The sequence below is a fragment of the Campylobacter corcagiensis genome (assembly GCF_013201645.1).
Taxonomy (GTDB): domain Bacteria; phylum Campylobacterota; class Campylobacteria; order Campylobacterales; family Campylobacteraceae; genus Campylobacter_B; species Campylobacter_B corcagiensis.
Genome location: NZ_CP053842.1, coordinates 861,686 through 876,238, shown reverse-complemented (window position 1 = coordinate 876,238; position 14,553 = coordinate 861,686). Strand labels below are relative to the sequence as shown.

Genomic DNA, 14,553 nt, shown 5'->3' with positions numbered 1-14,553 from the left:
GGCTAAATTTGATAGTAAATAAAATTTTAGGAAATTTAAAAGATTTTGATTTGAGCGGAAAATCAGGCGATAATTTGGGCGGAAATTTGAGTGGAAAAAAGATTGATTTTGCTCAAATTTCAAATGATGATAGGCTTAAAAAAGTTTTAAGAGTTAAAAGTAATAGCGGCACCGAGCTTGGAATAAGCGTGGAAAATGAGCTTAAAAATGGCGATATTTTAGCTATTTTTGATGATAGTGTTATTATTGTAGAAATTTTACCAACTGATGTGCTTGAAATTTACCCTGCAAATTTAAAGGAAATGGGCTTTTTAGCGCACAATATCGGAAATCGCCACACACCTGCTATTTTTGAAGAAAATTTGATAATAATTGAGCCAGATAGCGTGATAGAGGAGTTTTTAACTTCACAAAAAGCTAAATTTATAAAAACAAAAAGAGTTTTAAAAACTGCGTTAAAGCACGCAGAACATAGCCATTAAGAGCGAAATTTAGGGGAAATTCGGTGCAAAAAGAACTTTTAATCTCTCAAATTTTTGATAACGCTTTTCCAAATGGAGCATATTCGCACAGCTTTGGTTTTGAGAGTTTTTTACGGCTAAATTTAATAAATGATGAAAAAAGTTTTTTAAAATGGCTTGAAATTTATATGAAAAAAAGCTTTTTATATAACGATGCTTTGGGCTTTTTATTAGCGTATGATGGCTTTGATATTACAAATTTAGATGAGATTTTATTTGCAAGTTCGCAAAGTTTGGAGATGCGAAATGCAAATAAATTTATGGCTCAAAACTCGCTTAAAACTTTGGAAATTTTTAGCTCAAATTCGCTTTTAAAATACGCAAATTTGATTAAATCTAAAAAATGTCACGGACATAATGCCTTAGTTTTTGGGCTGTTTTGTAAAGAATTTGATCTTAGTAAAAGCGTTTTAAAAAACTACACTTTCTCAAACATTAAAAATTTAGCCGCAAATGCCACAAGATCTATTCCTTTGGGGCAAATCGCCACTCAAAAAATATTAAAAAATAGCTACGATTTAGTTGATGAAATTTACGAAAATGCCTTAAATTTAAGCAGTTTTAAAAGTGAATTTTTAGGTTGTGGATTTTGCGGCTTAGAAGTTGGAAATTTAATGCACGAAAGCCTAAATTTCCGTCTTTTTATGTCATAAAGAAATTTAAAGGAAAAATTATGAAAAAACCTGTAATTATAGGCGTCGGCGGTCCTGTTGGAGCTGGAAAAACCTTGCTTGTTGAAAGACTTAGCCGAGTTTTGAGTAAAACTTACGAAATTGGCGTCATAACAAACGACATTTACACAAAAGAAGACGCTAAGTTTTTGGCAAAAAATAGCGTTTTAGACGAAAGCAGAATCATCGGCGTTGAAACTGGCGGCTGCCCTCACACCGCAATTAGAGAAGATGCGTCGATGAATTATTCAGCAATTGATGAGCTAAATCAAAGATTTCCAAATTTAGACCTTATTTTTTTAGAAAGTGGCGGGGATAATTTGGCTGCGACTTTTAGTCCTGATTTAGTAAATTTTAGCATTTATATCATCGATGTCGCGCAAGGTGAGAAAATCCCACGAAAAGCAGGCGCTGGTATGATAAAATCAGATCTTTTTATCATAAATAAAACTGATCTTGCGCCCTTTGTTGGAGCAAATTTAGCTGTGATGAAAAGTGATACTGAAAATTTTCGCACAAATAAGCCATTTTTCTTTACAAATTTAAAAAAAGATGAAGGCGTAAATGAGGCTGTAAAGTGGATAAAAAAAGAGTGTTTGTTTGAAGATTTAAGATGAATAAACTAAGCTTAACTTTTGCCAAAAAAGGTGAGATTACTTACTTAAAAGAGTATAAAAACAAAGGTTGCTTAAAAGCTAGTAGGGTTTTAAATGATGAGTTTATCTACTTAGTAACCTTAGGTGGTGGGCTAATAAGTGGTGAAAAATATAAGCAAAATATCACTCTTTTAGATGGTGCAAAAATAGCCATAAAACCACAATCAAATCAAAAAGTCTATAAAACTCAAGACGGTAAATTTGCCATTTTTAACTCTAAAATTAATCTAGGAAAAAACTCATTTTTAGACTATGAAAATTTAAGTTTGATAGCTTATGAAGATGCTAAATTTAGGCAAATTTCAGATTTTTACTTAGAAAAAAACTCAAAGCTTATCTACATTGATGGCGTAAGTAGTGGATATAGCAGTGATGATAAGCTTTTTAGTTTTAGCGAACTTTTTTTGGTAAATAACTTTTACGCTGATGAAAAGCTTATTTTTAGCGATAAGACTTTTTTGGGTGATGAGATAAAAAGTTTTGGGATTTTTAAAGAGTTTAAATTTAGCTTTTTTATGTTTTGCTATGGTTTTAAAACGCCAAAATTTGATGATGTTATAAGTGATGATTTAGTTATTAGCAGTGCAAAATTGGGTGATGAAATTTTGATATGTAGAGTTTTATCAAATAGCGAATTTAAGGCTATTAAAGAACTTCATAAGTTAAAAGAAAGTTTAAATAATTACCAAAACTCGTTATAATTTGTTTAAAATTTTAAGGAAATTAAATGAGTGAAACACTACAAAGAGATGAACTTCATAGAAAAATTTGGAAAGTTGCTGATGATGTGCGTGGGGCTGTTGATGGCTGGGACTTTAAACAATACATTTTAGGAATTTTATTTTATAGATTTATTTGTGAAAATTTAAGAGATTATTTTAATGAGAACGAACGAATTGCAGGGGATTTGGAGTTTGATTATGCAAAAATTTCAGACGAAGATGCCTTACAAGACTTCAAGCCTGGCACGGTAAAAGAAAAAGGCTTTTTTATCCTACCAAGTGAGCTTTTTGAAAATGTCGTAAAAAACGCTAAAAAAAATGAAAATTTAAACACAAATTTAGCAAATATCTTTAAAAATATCGAAAAAAGTGCCATAGGTTTTGACTCGGAAGATGACATAAAAGGGCTTTTTGATGATATCGATACTACAAATAATCGCCTCGGCTCAACCGTAAAAGAAAAAAATGAAAGATTAGTTAAAATTTTACAAGGCATAAGTGAGATAAATTTTGGCAAATTTGAAGATAATAAAATAGACGCTTTTGGCGATGCGTATGAGTTTTTGATCTCAAATTACGCAAGTAATGCAGGTAAATCAGGCGGCGAGTTTTTCACCCCACAAAGCGTTTCAAAGCTGTTAGCAAAAATCGTAACGCACAAAAAAGAAAGCATTAATAAAGTCTATGATCCAGCGTGTGGGAGTGGGTCGTTACTTTTACAAATTATAAAACAATTTGATAAAAACAAAATCGAAGATGGATTTTTTGGGCAAGAGATAAATATCACGATTTATAATATGGCTAGAATGAATATGTTTTTACACAACATTAACTATAATAAATTTAACATTAAAAGAGGCGACACGCTTTTAAATCCTTTGCATAATAACGACAAGCCATTTGATGCGATCGTTTCAAATCCGCCGTATGGCATAAAATGGATCGGTGATAATGACCCAACCTTAATAAACGACGAACGCTACGCACCAGCTGGGCGTTTAGCACCTAAAAATTACGCAGATTTTGCCTTTATTATGCACTCTTTAAGCTATCTCTCGTCCAAAGGAAGAGCCGCCATTGTCTGTTTTCCAGGGATTTTTTATAGAAAAGGTGCTGAAAAAACGATCCGCGAATATTTGGTGGATAACAACTTCATAGATGCCATTATACAGCTTCCATCAAATTTATTTTTTGGCACAAGCATCGCAACTTGCATCTTAGTAATGGCAAAAAATAAAATAGATAATAAAATTTTATTTATAGATGCCTCAAATGAGTTTAAAAAAGAGACAAATAACAACATTTTAAGCGATGAAAATATAGAAAAAATTTTAGATGAGTTTGATAAAAGAAGTGATAAAGAGTATTTTTCAAGATATGTTAGTTTTGATGAGATAAAAGAAAATGAGTATAATCTCTCTGTTTCAAGCTATGTTGAAAAAGAGGATTTAAGAGAAAAAATAGATATAAAAAAGCTAAATTTAGAAATCAGCGAAGTTGTAAAAAACATCTCAAATTTACGAAGCCAAATAGATGAAATCGTAAAAGAGATAGAAATTTTATGAATGAAGTTAAAAATTTATTTATATAATACAAGGGAAATTTTATGCCAACATTATTAAAAACAGATGGTTTTAAATTTTTCTTTTACTCAAACGAACATGAGCCAAAACATATCCATATTTTAAAAGGCGATGAGTTTGCAAAGATAAATTTAGAAAATTTAGAAGTTGTTTTTAGTAGTTTAAAAGGAAATGACCTTAAATTTGCACTAAAAATTTTACAAAAGAAAAAAGATGATTTTATAAGGATTTGGGATGAGTATTTTAAGGGCTAAAGATGTTAAATTTGATGAGTTTTATCTAAATGTTGAGTTAGATGATGGCAGAATTATCTCAACTCCACTTAGTTGGTATAAGGAGTTTTTAAATGCTACGATAAAGCAGATGAAAGATTGGCATTTTATCTGTGATAAAACAGGTATAGAGTGGGAAAGCTTGGATTTACAATTAAGCGTTGAGGGTATGATTTTTTACAACACCTCAAATAAAACAGCATAAATTTAAAAAGAATTATGATGAATAAAATAGATGAAATTTTACAAAATGTAGAAGTTGAGTGGAGAAAGTTGGGGGAAGTTTGCGAGATAAAGCGTGGAAAAGGTTTAAGAAAATCAGATAAAAAAGATAGTGGTGTGCCAGCTATTTTATATGGAGAACTATATACGGTGTATGGTGATTATATAAATTCAATAGAAACATATGTAGATGCCAAAAAAGTTAAATCATCTGTAAAAATAATAAAAAATAATATCTTATTACCAATATCTAGCACAACAAAAGAAGCAAAAATAGGAAAAGCTTCTGTGTTTAAAATGGACTCCGCATTGCTTGGCGGAGATGCAGTATCTTTGATTTTAAACGATGATATATCGCCTGATTATCTAATGTATTATTTAAATAGTAATAGTTTTGAAAATAAAAAAATGCAGTGTGTTTATGGAACTACTATTATGCATTTAAATATGGGAGATTTATTGAAAATAAAAATCCCAATTCCACCATTAGAAATTCAAGAAAAAATTGCCAAAACCCTTGACAAATTTACAAATTATGCTACCGAATTACAGACCGAATTACAGACCGAATTACAGCTCCGCACTAAGCAGTATGAATTTTACAGAGATTTATTACTAAGTAAAGAGTTTTTAGAAAAAATGTGTTATAAATTTAGCCAAGAAGCTGCGGGGGGGGGGCGACTACAAACAAAAATGCTAGGTGAAATTTGTGAAAGATATAAAGGTATTAAAATTACAGCTGGACAAATGGAAAAACTACATAATGAAAATTCAGAAGTTATGGTTTTTGCAGGTGGAAATACAATGGCAAGATTAAGCACGGCAGAAGTTGGCTTAGAAAATATAATAGATAAACCAAGTGTTATTGTGAAATCGCGTGGAAATATTGATTTTGAATTTTATAGTGGTAAATTTACTCATAAAAATGAAATGTGGTCTTATGGCTCAAAAAATGATAATATTCTCAATATTAAATTTTTGTATTACTATCTTAAAAACAATATTGATTATTTTAAAAACAAAGCTATTACCGGCAAACTACCACAAATATCAATTGAAACAACGCAAAATTTCAAAATCCTACTACCACCTCTAAAAATCCAAGAAAAAATAGTTAAAATTTTAGATAAATTTAGCCAAATTTCATCAAATTTAGAAAAAGGCTTACCAAAAGAGATAAATTTAAGGCAAAAACAATATGAATATTATAGAAATTTACTTTTAAATTTTAAAAAGGATTAAAAATGCAAGAAACAAAGCCCATAATAGAATCAGATAATTTCATCGTCCTTGCAAACTACGAAAAACTTCCTAAAAATTCAACTTCTTATCAAAGCGAAAAAGATTTAGAAAATGAATTTATAAAAGATTTGGAAACTCAAGGCTATGAAAGGGTTAGTTTTTTAAACTTAGATGAGATGAAAGCAAATTTAAAAACTCAAATCGAGCGATTAAACGGAGTTAAATTCTCACAAAGTGAGTGGGAGAGATTTTTATATGAGTATTTAGATAAGCAAAATGATACTTTTATCGATGCCACAAGAAAAATCCAAATAGATCATCAACACAGCTTTAAATTTGATAACGAAAAGCTAGAAAATATAAAAATAATCGATAAAAAAGAGATTCATAAAAATTATTTGCAAGTTGTAAATCAAATCTCACAAACTGGAACGCACCAAAATCGCTACGATGTAAGTATTTTAGTAAATGGACTTCCACTTGTGCATATCGAGCTTAAAAAACGAGGCGTTAGCTTAAATGAAGCGTTTAATCAAATCCACAGATACACAAAAGAAAGCTTTAATTCTCAAAACTCACTCTATAAATACGCTCAAATTTTTGTCATTTCAAATGGGACTTTTACTAGATATTTCGCAAATACAGCTGCAAGAAATAAAAATAATTATGAATTTACTTGCGAGTGGGCGGATGCGAAAAATAGGGCGATTAGCGATTTAAAAGACTTCACAGCGACATTTTTTCAAAAGAAAGTCTTACTTGAAATTCTCACAAAATACTGCGTTTTTAACTCATCAAATGAGCTTTTAATAATGCGACCTTATCAAATCGCAGCAAGTGAGAGAATTTTAAGAAAAATAGAAATTGGCTATAAAAATAAAAAATTTGGCAGCGTTGAAGCAGGTGGTTTTGTGTGGCACACAACTGGAAGTGGAAAAACGCTAACTTCTTTTAAAACTTCAAATCTCGCTACAAAGCTTGATTTTATCGATAAAGTTTTATTTGTGGTTGATAGGAAAGATTTAGACTATCAAACAAAAAAAGAATATGAAAGTTTTCAAAAAAATAGCATAAATGGAAGTGTAAATACAAAAGAGCTTAAAAAAAATCTTGAAAAAAGCGATGATAAAATCGTCGTAACCACGATACAAAAACTAAATGAGTTTATAAAACAAAATAAAAATCACGAAATTTACGATAAACACTGCGTTTTGATCTTTGATGAGTGCCATAGATCGCAATTTGGCGAAGCACAAAAAAACATAACAAAGCATTTTAAAAAATATTATCAATTTGGCTTTACAGGAACGCCGATTTTCGTAGATAACGCCCTTGGGACGCAAACTACAGCTGGGGTTTTTGGAACGCAGCTTCATAGTTATGTTATAACTGATGCGATTAGAGATGAAAAAGTGCTTAAATTTAAGGTGGATTATATAAATTTATCGCCTAAATTTAAAGATATTGAAAAAGAGCAAAATTTAGATGAACTTAAAAAATATGAAAACAAGCTTTTACTTCACCCAGAGAGGATTAGCGAAGTAGTAAGTCATATTTTAAAAGTTTATGATACAAAAACTCATAGAAATGAAATTTATAACATCAAAGATAAGCGTTTAAAGGGCTTTAATGCGATGTTTGCAGTCCAAAGCGTAGAAGCTGCAAAAATTTACTATACTGAACTTAAAAAGCAAATTGATGAGTTAAAAGATGATAAAAAGCTAAAAATCGCTACTATTTTTAGTTTTTCGCAAAATGAAACACAAAGTGCAAAAGGTGAGATTTTAGATGAGAAATTTGACCTAAATTTAATGGACTTATCATCAAAAGAGTTTTTAGACGAAGTTATAAAAGAGTATAACGCTGAGTTTAGGACAAATTTTAGCACCGATTCAAAAGGCTTTGAGGGGTATTATGAAAATTTATCAAAAAGGGTTAAAGATAAAGAGATTGATCTTTTAATAGTTGTTGGTATGTTTTTAACTGGCTTTGACGCTCCAACTTTAAACACGCTTTTTGTGGATAAAAACTTACGCTATCACGGACTTTTACAAGCATTTTCTAGGACAAATCGCATTTTAAACAGCGTCAAAACTTTTGGAAATATAGTTTGTTTTAGAGATTTAGAAGAGGCGACAAAAGAATCGATTAGAGTTTTTGGCGATGAAAATAGCTTAAATGTGATTTTAGAAAAAAGCTATGAAGAGTATATAAATGGATACGCTGATGATGGGGTTGAGTTTAAAGGATTTAAGGCTTTATGTGATGAGATGCTGACTAAATTTCCTGATCCTACAAATATCATTTTTGATAGTGATAAAAAGGAATTTGCACAGCTTTTTGGTGAGATTTTAAAAACAGAAAATATCTTAAAAAATTACGATGAGTTTAGCACTTTTGAAAGTCCCATAGATGAGCGTTTTATGCAGGATTTAAAAAGTGCATATATCGAGATAAAAGATGAAGTTTATAAAAATAAAAACTCTGATTTAGTTTTAGAAAATACAAAAGAAAAGGTTGATTTTAGCGATGTTACTTTTGAGATAGAACTTTTAAAAACTGATGAGATAAATTTGGATTATATTTTAGCTTTGATTTTAGAAAAAACACAGCAAAACGAAGATCCAAATATCATCAAATCAGACATTAAAAGAATGATTAGATCAAGCCTTGATGTAAGAGCAAAAGAGAGCTTAATAATGGAGTTTTTAGAAAAACAAGACATTAAAAAACTAAAAGAAAAAAGTGAAATTTTAGAAAGCTTTTATACATTTGCAAAAGGTAAAAAAGATAAAGAGATTAAAAATTTAATAGAAAATGAGAACTTACAAAACAATATAAGCAGTCCAAAAAAACTCATCGAAAGTGCGATAAAAAAAGGTTTTGTTGATGAAAATGGAACATGGATAGATGAGATAATGCCAGTTGTTTCAAGGCGTGGGGGAGAAAGGCAAAAGAAAAAACTAGGAATTTTAGAAAAAATTAAAAAAATAGTTGAAATTTTTGTGGGGATTTAGCGTGGAAGTTATAAACGAACTTGAAAATAGCCGAAAAAAGTTATTAGGTAGGCTTTTTATTTCAGTAAAATAGTTAGAAATTTAATGAAATAGGCATTATTTTTGGTTTTAAAAAGCATAAAGCAAATTTATGCTTTATGCTATAAGGTTTATTTTATAACGCCACATACCATTCTAGCACCGCCACCACCAAGTGCTTTTGGGTTATCGCTGTGGTTATCACCGCCAACATGAACCATTATGGAATGACCTTTTAGCTCATCAATATTTTTAATTTTTGGAGCAAGTACTGGGTAGTTTGCAACTCCGTTTTTATCAACATAAAGTGCTGGTAAGTCGCCTTTGTGACCCTCATCATCCCATGCAAATGAGTGTTTTTTGGTATCAGCTGGATCCCAGTGTCCGCCTGCTTTCATAGCAAGACCTTTTTCAGTCGCACCGCAATCAGGATTTACATGCACGTGAAATCCATGCATCCCGCCTTCGCCTAAACCACTCATATTTGGAAATAAAGCAACACCGTAGTTTGTATTTATAGCAACAACTTCACCAACTTTTTTATCACCATTTTCATCAAGTAGATTCATCTCTACAACAACATGTTCAACACTTTTTGGATCAAACTCATTTATCATATTTGCATCCGCATCATGTCCAGCTGCAAAAAGTATAGTTGAAGCTGCTAAGCTTGCTAAAAGAATTTTTTTCATTTTATCCCCTTTTTTAAAAATTTAACTAAATGCTATCATTTTACAATTAACAAATAATCTAAGTTTATAAATAAAAAGTTTTTATAGCTATTTTTTTAAGTGTAACTAGCTTTAATTTACACCCCATTTTTCTTTAAAAAATCAACTGCAAATTTCACCGTCTTATGGCAAATTTTCATAAATAAATCCTGTTTTTGTATCTGTTTTAGCTCATCATCTTTACTTAGATCAAAACCCAAAATTTCCTTACATTCTAAGCTTTTAAACTCTTTTAAAAACTCACGATCAAATTCGTTTTTTAGCTCGGGTCTGTTTTTTAGTCCAAGAACCATATAAGCCCCAGTTACTGCTCCACAAATCTTTCCAGCACACATTCCTCCAGCAAAACAGCTACTTAGTTCTTTACTCATCTTTTTTGAAATGATATCGCTACAACACTCATCTAAGACTATTTGGGTGCAGTTTTTGCCACTTTTAAAATCAGATTTTGCTTTTATATCTGTCATATCAAGCCTTACTCCAAAGCCCCGCCACAGCTTGATCCAGCTCCAGCTGTACAGGCTAAACAGTGTGGTTTTATGATGATTTTGCCATCAAAATCAGTAAAATTTTCTAAATTTTCACTAAGCTCAAGTCCTAGCATTTGGTTAAAATCACAATTGTAAAGTTTGCCATCAAAACCTACTGAAATTTGATTTTTACACATTAAATTTGGAATGGTTGTTTGGTTAAAATTACTCTTTAAAAGCTCCATATACTCACTAAGCTTATCATCTCTTAAAAGCTCTTTTTTAAATCTACCTATTGGCATATTTGTTATGGTAAAAAGCTCGCTAAATTCTATATCAAAATTCTCTTTTAGCATCTTTTTATAGTCATTTTCAAGCTCTTTTTGATCTCCTGGCAAGAACGCTCCATTTGGATTATAAACAAGATTTAACTCCAAATCCTTACCATATCCAAGACTATTTAGTTTTTTAAGAGCTTTTATAGAGCCTTCAAAAACGCCATCTCCACGCTGTTTATCAACATTTTCTACTGTATAGCATGGAAGGCTTGCTACAAGAGTGGTGCCATTTTTAGCAAAATACTCAGCCAAATCATTAAAACCATCTTCATTTAAAATCACTAAATTTGTGCGAACTATGATCTTTTTTGCCACATTTTTTAAGCTTTCGATAATAAATCTAAAATTTTCATTCATCTCAGGTGCTCCACCTGTTAAATCAAGCGTATGAAAACCATTTTCCTTAAAAACTTTAACTAAAATTTCAGCAACACTTCTGCTCATATTATCCTTGCCACGAGGGCTTGCATTTACATGGCAGTGGCGACAGGCAAGGTTACAAAGGTTACCTAAATTTACCTGCATAGTTGTGATTTTATCTGCCTTTAAATCGCTATTTAAAAACTCATCTGCTGTCATCTTTTTCTCCTATAAAATTTAAATTTCATAACATTTTTAGCATAATTTGTATCAGGACTTTCACAAATTCCTAAAAACTCACTTGTTAAATGTCTTACATTTTTTATACCATTTTTAGCGAAATTTCCTGCACAAGTAGCACAATACGTATAGACATTTTGCCCACCTTTTTGCCTAACCATCTCTATGCCATTTTCGTAAATTTCAGGTTCTTGAGATTTTGCAAGCCCACCCATACCGCAACAATTAACACCCCTAAAGCTATTTTTAAAATTTATATATTTTTTAAACTCGCTAAAAATTTCACGGCGAAATTTATCAGGACAAGGAAAGAAAAGGTTCATCTGCTCTTCTATATCGTCCATAAGCCCAAGTTCATTTAGTTTCTCATACACACTTGAAATTTGGATATTTTCAAATTTATAGTGATCTTTAAAAAAATAGTAGCAGTTTGGACAAGCAGTAATGATGCGTTTTACACCTTTTTTATTAAACAGATCCAAAAGATGATTTTTAGTTTTTAAAAATTCCAAATTTGCTTCAAAAAGAGGTTTTCCACAACAATCAATACTAAAATCAACGCCATTTTTAGCAAAAAGATCTATTAAAATTTTGGTAGTTTTTGGAAAATATCCTGGAAAATTACAGCCAAAAAACATAAGCTCACAGCTAGGATTTTTAGAGTTGTTTGAGTAGATATATGGGGATTTAAAAGGACTTTGTTTACTAAAATTTAAATAGCTAAATTTCTTTGGATTTTTAGCTCTTAGATTAAGCGAAATTTTAACTCCATCTATATCAGCAGGGCAAACCTGAGTGCAAACATCACATAAAAAGCAGTGATATGCTAAGTCTGGGCGATTTGCAAAATCAACTAAATCAAGATTGTATTTTTTTAAAAAATCGCACTTTTTTGTGCAAACGCCACACTTTATGCATTGATCTAAATTATTAGGATTTTGCATAATAAAACCTTAAAATTTTATCTTCACTCACTCCAAAGCGGTAAAGTAGCCTTGAAATGGGCATTTTAATCATCATTTTTAAAGTACCATACTTTAAAAACCGCCTTGAACTTGTCGTGATATACTCATTACAAAGGTTAAATTTTAAGCCATTTTTTTTAGCATTTAAGCTAAACTCATAATCTTCCATAATCTTAATGTCTTTAAATCCACCAAGTTTAAAAAATAGCTCTTTGCTTAAAAACATACCTTGATCGCCAAACGCAATACCTCCAAATTTAACGCGCAAATTTGAAAAAAATGCACAAACTTTAAGTAGAAATTTATCGCTATCAAATTTAAGTCTAAAAGCACCAAGACTATTTTTAGTTAAAAAATTCTCTATTTCTAAAATGGCATTTTTACTAAATTTTGAATCAGCGTGTAAAAACCATAAATTCTCGAATTTAGCTCTTTTTGCACCAAAATTTAGCTGTTTAGCCCTACCTTTTTCATAAGATAAATGCGTAAAATTTTGTGTATTATAATGCGTATTATCACCACTTACAAAGATAACTTCAAATTTGCCATTAAGAGCGTTTAAATTTGCTAAAAGTGGCTCTAAATTACCTTCGTTATAAAGTGGAATGATGATACTAACTGCCATTAAAGCTCCAAAAAGTAGCGTTTAAGTTTTTCTATAAATTCATCGCTTAAGTACTCTTTTATTTTTTTATAAGCTGGGCTTTTTATACCTGAAATTTTACTTTGATAGTAAGCAAAAGCACACCATGAAAAGCCTCTAAAACAGGTGGCTTTAAGATATCTTTTAAGTAGTTTTTCATCAAAACTTTTGAGTTTTGAGTACTCATTTAAAAACTCATAAATTTGAGCTTTTGTTAGAGTATTTTCGCTCTTAAAAAGGGTGGTAGTTGGAACTAAAAAGTGTGCTAAATCTTGCTCATTATCGCCTATTAATGGCTTTTCCCAGTCTATGATAAAAGAATTTTTACTAATAATAAAATTTGAGCTATTAAGTTCGGTGTTGATTACGCTTTTAGTTGAAATTTCACTATCTAGATTTTCACTTAAATGCTCTTTAAAAAATTCAAGCATTTCTAAAACTTTACTGCTTTTAAATTTAGAGCTTTCATAAAATTTTGAAAATTTTAAGCACTCTTCATACATCTGTAAAAATGGCTTTTTAGTAATCATTAGTGGGGCATTTTTAGTATCAAATGAGTGAAGCTTTGACAAAATCCTAGCAGCTATTAAAAGATCTTTTTTATAATCAAGCGCTCTACCTTCTAAAAATTCCATAGTAAAGCCACCATATGGTAAAAAAACGCTTTTATTAAATAGCTTAAATACCTTTGGTGTGATATTGAGTGGCTCAAGAAATTTTAGTGCTTCAAATTCATATTTTGATGGCTCATCTACACTAATTTGTGAGCCTTTTTTCATGCGTAAAATCTCTGTTTTACCCTTATTTTTAAATTTAAAATTTAGATTATACTCACCCATTGCTAGAAATTCACATTTAGAATTTGTAATAAAATTTGCAATGTCTTTTGGTGTATCAATGTCTAAAATCTCATCCACAAAACCAACACTTTTATCTTTAATAGTTTTTAAACTATCATCTAAAACATTTTCTGTGCTAAATTTTTCTAACTCAAAAACCTTAGAGCAGGGGGCTTTAAGCCCGATTAGTGAGTATCCACCATCACTACTTGAAGAAAAAACTACATCTTTAAAATCTAAAATTTCAAACGCATTATTTAAAATTTCAGGTTTTAAATCAGCTAAATCAGAGCCTATTAAAAGCACTTTTTTATAACCTTTTTTAAAAATTTCATCAAAAGCACTGCTCATTTTTTGACCTATATTCTCGCCATTTTGAGCATGAACTTCAAAGCCTTCAAATTCCCACTTGCCATCTAAAAATATAAAGGTTTTAGCTTGCAAATTCTTTAAAATTTCTAAATTTTTCTTGATTAAAAAAAGTTGTAAATTTGCTGCATAATTAGGAGCTAAAAACTCATGTAGTCTAGTTTTACAAAAGCCCGCTACTGGAGCTTTTGTAAAGAAAATAATGGCATTTGTCATTTAACTAAGTTATAGTTGTATTGTTTTACGCCATCAGCGTTATAGACACTTTTAAAGCCATTATCTTCAAGGATTTTAGCTGCTTGTCCGCTTTGATTTCCGCTGTTGCAGTAAAAAACGATCTTTTTATCCTTGTATGGTTTAAGAACATCAACGCTATTTTTAATATCAGCTAGCGGAATGTGCTTTGCACCATCAATATGTCCAGCATCAAATTGATCTTTAACCCTAACATCGATAATTACAGCATCTGGGTCTTTCATCGCAGCAACAACCTCATCGCCCTTTAAATAACCAGAACTCATCGTAGTAGTATCAACCCCACCACCACAAGCAACAAAAACTGTAGCAACAACTGCTAAAAGAAAGATTTTGATTTTTTTCATAGAAAATCCTAAATTTAAAACTAAGGTAGCCTACCTTCTAAAAATTATAATTATATCTAATTATTTATAAAT

16 protein-coding genes are annotated in these 14,553 nt (G+C 30.6%); 9 read left to right on the top strand and 7 right to left on the bottom strand.

Annotated features, from left to right (window positions below):
• Window positions 1-8 precede the first annotated feature (8 nt).
• From CCORG_RS04580 to CCORG_RS04540, 9 genes are read left to right on the top strand one after another with little or no spacing between them, the layout of a single operon-like run.
• Window positions 9-482, top strand: coding sequence for an urease accessory protein UreE (locus CCORG_RS04580; RefSeq protein ID WP_025803429.1), 474 nt, complete (start codon window positions 9-11; stop codon window positions 480-482).
• A 23-nt stretch (window positions 483-505) separates the two neighbouring features.
• Window positions 506-1,174: an urease accessory protein UreF gene (locus tag CCORG_RS04575; protein WP_025803430.1), complete on the top strand. Its 669-nt coding sequence runs from the start codon at window positions 506-508 to the stop codon at window positions 1,172-1,174.
• Between the two features lie 20 nt (window positions 1,175-1,194).
• On the top strand, window positions 1,195-1,809 hold the full coding sequence (ureG, locus tag CCORG_RS04570) for an urease accessory protein UreG (protein ID WP_025803431.1): 615 nt from the start codon (window positions 1,195-1,197) through the stop codon (window positions 1,807-1,809).
• Window positions 1,806-2,549 carry an urease accessory protein UreD gene (locus CCORG_RS04565; protein WP_025803432.1) on the top strand — a complete coding sequence of 248 codons (744 nt, stop codon included), beginning with the start codon at window positions 1,806-1,808 and terminating at the stop codon, window positions 2,547-2,549. The genes ureG and CCORG_RS04565 overlap by 4 nt, the downstream gene beginning before the upstream one ends.
• A 26-nt stretch (window positions 2,550-2,575) precedes the next feature.
• Complete coding sequence (locus tag CCORG_RS04560; protein WP_025803433.1) at window positions 2,576-4,135, top strand: type I restriction-modification system subunit M; 1,560 nt, start codon at window positions 2,576-2,578, stop codon at window positions 4,133-4,135.
• A gap of 41 nt (window positions 4,136-4,176) precedes the next feature.
• Window positions 4,177-4,407, top strand: coding sequence for a DUF4160 domain-containing protein (locus CCORG_RS04555; protein ID WP_025803434.1), 231 nt, complete (start codon window positions 4,177-4,179; stop codon window positions 4,405-4,407).
• Entirely contained in the window at window positions 4,388-4,630 is a 243-nt protein-coding gene (locus CCORG_RS04550) for a DUF2442 domain-containing protein (RefSeq protein ID WP_025803435.1), read from the top strand. The genes CCORG_RS04555 and CCORG_RS04550 overlap by 20 nt, the downstream gene beginning before the upstream one ends.
• 17 nt (window positions 4,631-4,647) lie before the next feature.
• A complete protein-coding gene (locus CCORG_RS04545; RefSeq protein WP_172658552.1) occupies window positions 4,648-5,889 on the top strand; it encodes a restriction endonuclease subunit S in 1,242 nt (413 codons plus the stop codon).
• 2 nt (window positions 5,890-5,891) lie between these two features.
• A complete protein-coding gene (locus CCORG_RS04540) occupies window positions 5,892-8,906 on the top strand; it encodes a type I restriction endonuclease subunit R (RefSeq protein WP_025803436.1) in 3,015 nt (1,004 codons plus the stop codon).
• A 149-nt stretch (window positions 8,907-9,055) separates the two neighbouring features.
• On the opposite strand, the gene CCORG_RS04535 is transcribed toward CCORG_RS04540, so the two are convergent.
• The 7 genes from CCORG_RS04535 to CCORG_RS04505 all read right to left on the bottom strand — a co-directional run bounded on the left by CCORG_RS04535 (window position 9,056) and on the right by CCORG_RS04505 (window position 14,481).
• The gene (locus CCORG_RS04535; RefSeq protein ID WP_025803437.1) at window positions 9,056-9,616 is read right to left on the bottom strand and encodes a superoxide dismutase family protein; all 561 of its coding nucleotides are present in this window, start codon (window positions 9,614-9,616) and stop codon (window positions 9,056-9,058) included.
• A gap of 116 nt (window positions 9,617-9,732) precedes the next feature.
• Entirely contained in the window at window positions 9,733-10,122 is a 390-nt protein-coding gene (locus tag CCORG_RS04530) for a C-GCAxxG-C-C family protein (RefSeq protein ID WP_025803438.1), read from the bottom strand.
• Between the two features lie 8 nt (window positions 10,123-10,130).
• Window positions 10,131-11,042 (bottom strand): arsenosugar biosynthesis radical SAM (seleno)protein ArsS, encoded by a 912-nt coding sequence (gene arsS, locus CCORG_RS04525; RefSeq protein WP_025803439.1) that lies wholly within the window; start codon window positions 11,040-11,042, stop codon window positions 10,131-10,133.
• A complete protein-coding gene (locus CCORG_RS04520) occupies window positions 11,039-12,007 on the bottom strand; it encodes a (Fe-S)-binding protein (RefSeq protein WP_025803440.1) in 969 nt (322 codons plus the stop codon). The genes arsS and CCORG_RS04520 overlap by 4 nt, the downstream gene beginning before the upstream one ends.
• Window positions 11,994-12,653 carry a TIGR04283 family arsenosugar biosynthesis glycosyltransferase gene (locus tag CCORG_RS04515; protein WP_025803441.1) on the bottom strand — a complete coding sequence of 220 codons (660 nt, stop codon included), beginning with the start codon at window positions 12,651-12,653 and terminating at the stop codon, window positions 11,994-11,996. The genes CCORG_RS04520 and CCORG_RS04515 overlap by 14 nt, the downstream gene beginning before the upstream one ends.
• Entirely contained in the window at window positions 12,653-14,095 is a 1,443-nt protein-coding gene (locus CCORG_RS04510; RefSeq protein WP_025803442.1) for a TIGR04282 family arsenosugar biosynthesis glycosyltransferase, read from the bottom strand. Before CCORG_RS04510 ends, CCORG_RS04515 begins: the two co-directional genes overlap by 1 nt.
• On the bottom strand, window positions 14,092-14,481 hold the full coding sequence (locus tag CCORG_RS04505; protein WP_025803443.1) for a rhodanese-like domain-containing protein: 390 nt from the start codon (window positions 14,479-14,481) through the stop codon (window positions 14,092-14,094). Before CCORG_RS04505 ends, CCORG_RS04510 begins: the two co-directional genes overlap by 4 nt.
• Window positions 14,482-14,553 lie beyond the last annotated feature (72 nt).

Coding starts and splice junctions, on each gene's coding strand:
- CCORG_RS04515 (WP_025803441.1), bottom strand. CDS start 12,653: ATGGCAGTTAGTATCATCATTCCACTTTATAACGAAGGTAATTTAGAG.
- CCORG_RS04550 (WP_025803435.1), top strand. CDS start 4,388: ATGAGTATTTTAAGGGCTAAAGATGTTAAATTTGATGAGTTTTATCTA.
- CCORG_RS04540 (WP_025803436.1), top strand. CDS start 5,892: ATGCAAGAAACAAAGCCCATAATAGAATCAGATAATTTCATCGTCCTT.
- CCORG_RS04535 (WP_025803437.1), bottom strand. CDS start 9,616: ATGAAAAAAATTCTTTTAGCAAGCTTAGCAGCTTCAACTATACTTTTT.
- CCORG_RS04555 (WP_025803434.1), top strand. CDS start 4,177: ATGCCAACATTATTAAAAACAGATGGTTTTAAATTTTTCTTTTACTCA.
- CCORG_RS04510 (WP_025803442.1), bottom strand. CDS start 14,095: ATGACAAATGCCATTATTTTCTTTACAAAAGCTCCAGTAGCGGGCTTT.
- CCORG_RS04545 (WP_172658552.1), top strand. CDS start 4,648: ATGAATAAAATAGATGAAATTTTACAAAATGTAGAAGTTGAGTGGAGA.
- CCORG_RS04505 (WP_025803443.1), bottom strand. CDS start 14,481: ATGAAAAAAATCAAAATCTTTCTTTTAGCAGTTGTTGCTACAGTTTTT.
- CCORG_RS04560 (WP_025803433.1), top strand. CDS start 2,576: ATGAGTGAAACACTACAAAGAGATGAACTTCATAGAAAAATTTGGAAA.
- arsS (WP_025803439.1), bottom strand. CDS start 11,042: ATGACAGCAGATGAGTTTTTAAATAGCGATTTAAAGGCAGATAAAATC.
- ureG (WP_025803431.1), top strand. CDS start 1,195: ATGAAAAAACCTGTAATTATAGGCGTCGGCGGTCCTGTTGGAGCTGGA.
- CCORG_RS04530 (WP_025803438.1), bottom strand. CDS start 10,122: ATGACAGATATAAAAGCAAAATCTGATTTTAAAAGTGGCAAAAACTGC.
- CCORG_RS04520 (WP_025803440.1), bottom strand. CDS start 12,007: ATGCAAAATCCTAATAATTTAGATCAATGCATAAAGTGTGGCGTTTGC.
- CCORG_RS04565 (WP_025803432.1), top strand. CDS start 1,806: ATGAATAAACTAAGCTTAACTTTTGCCAAAAAAGGTGAGATTACTTAC.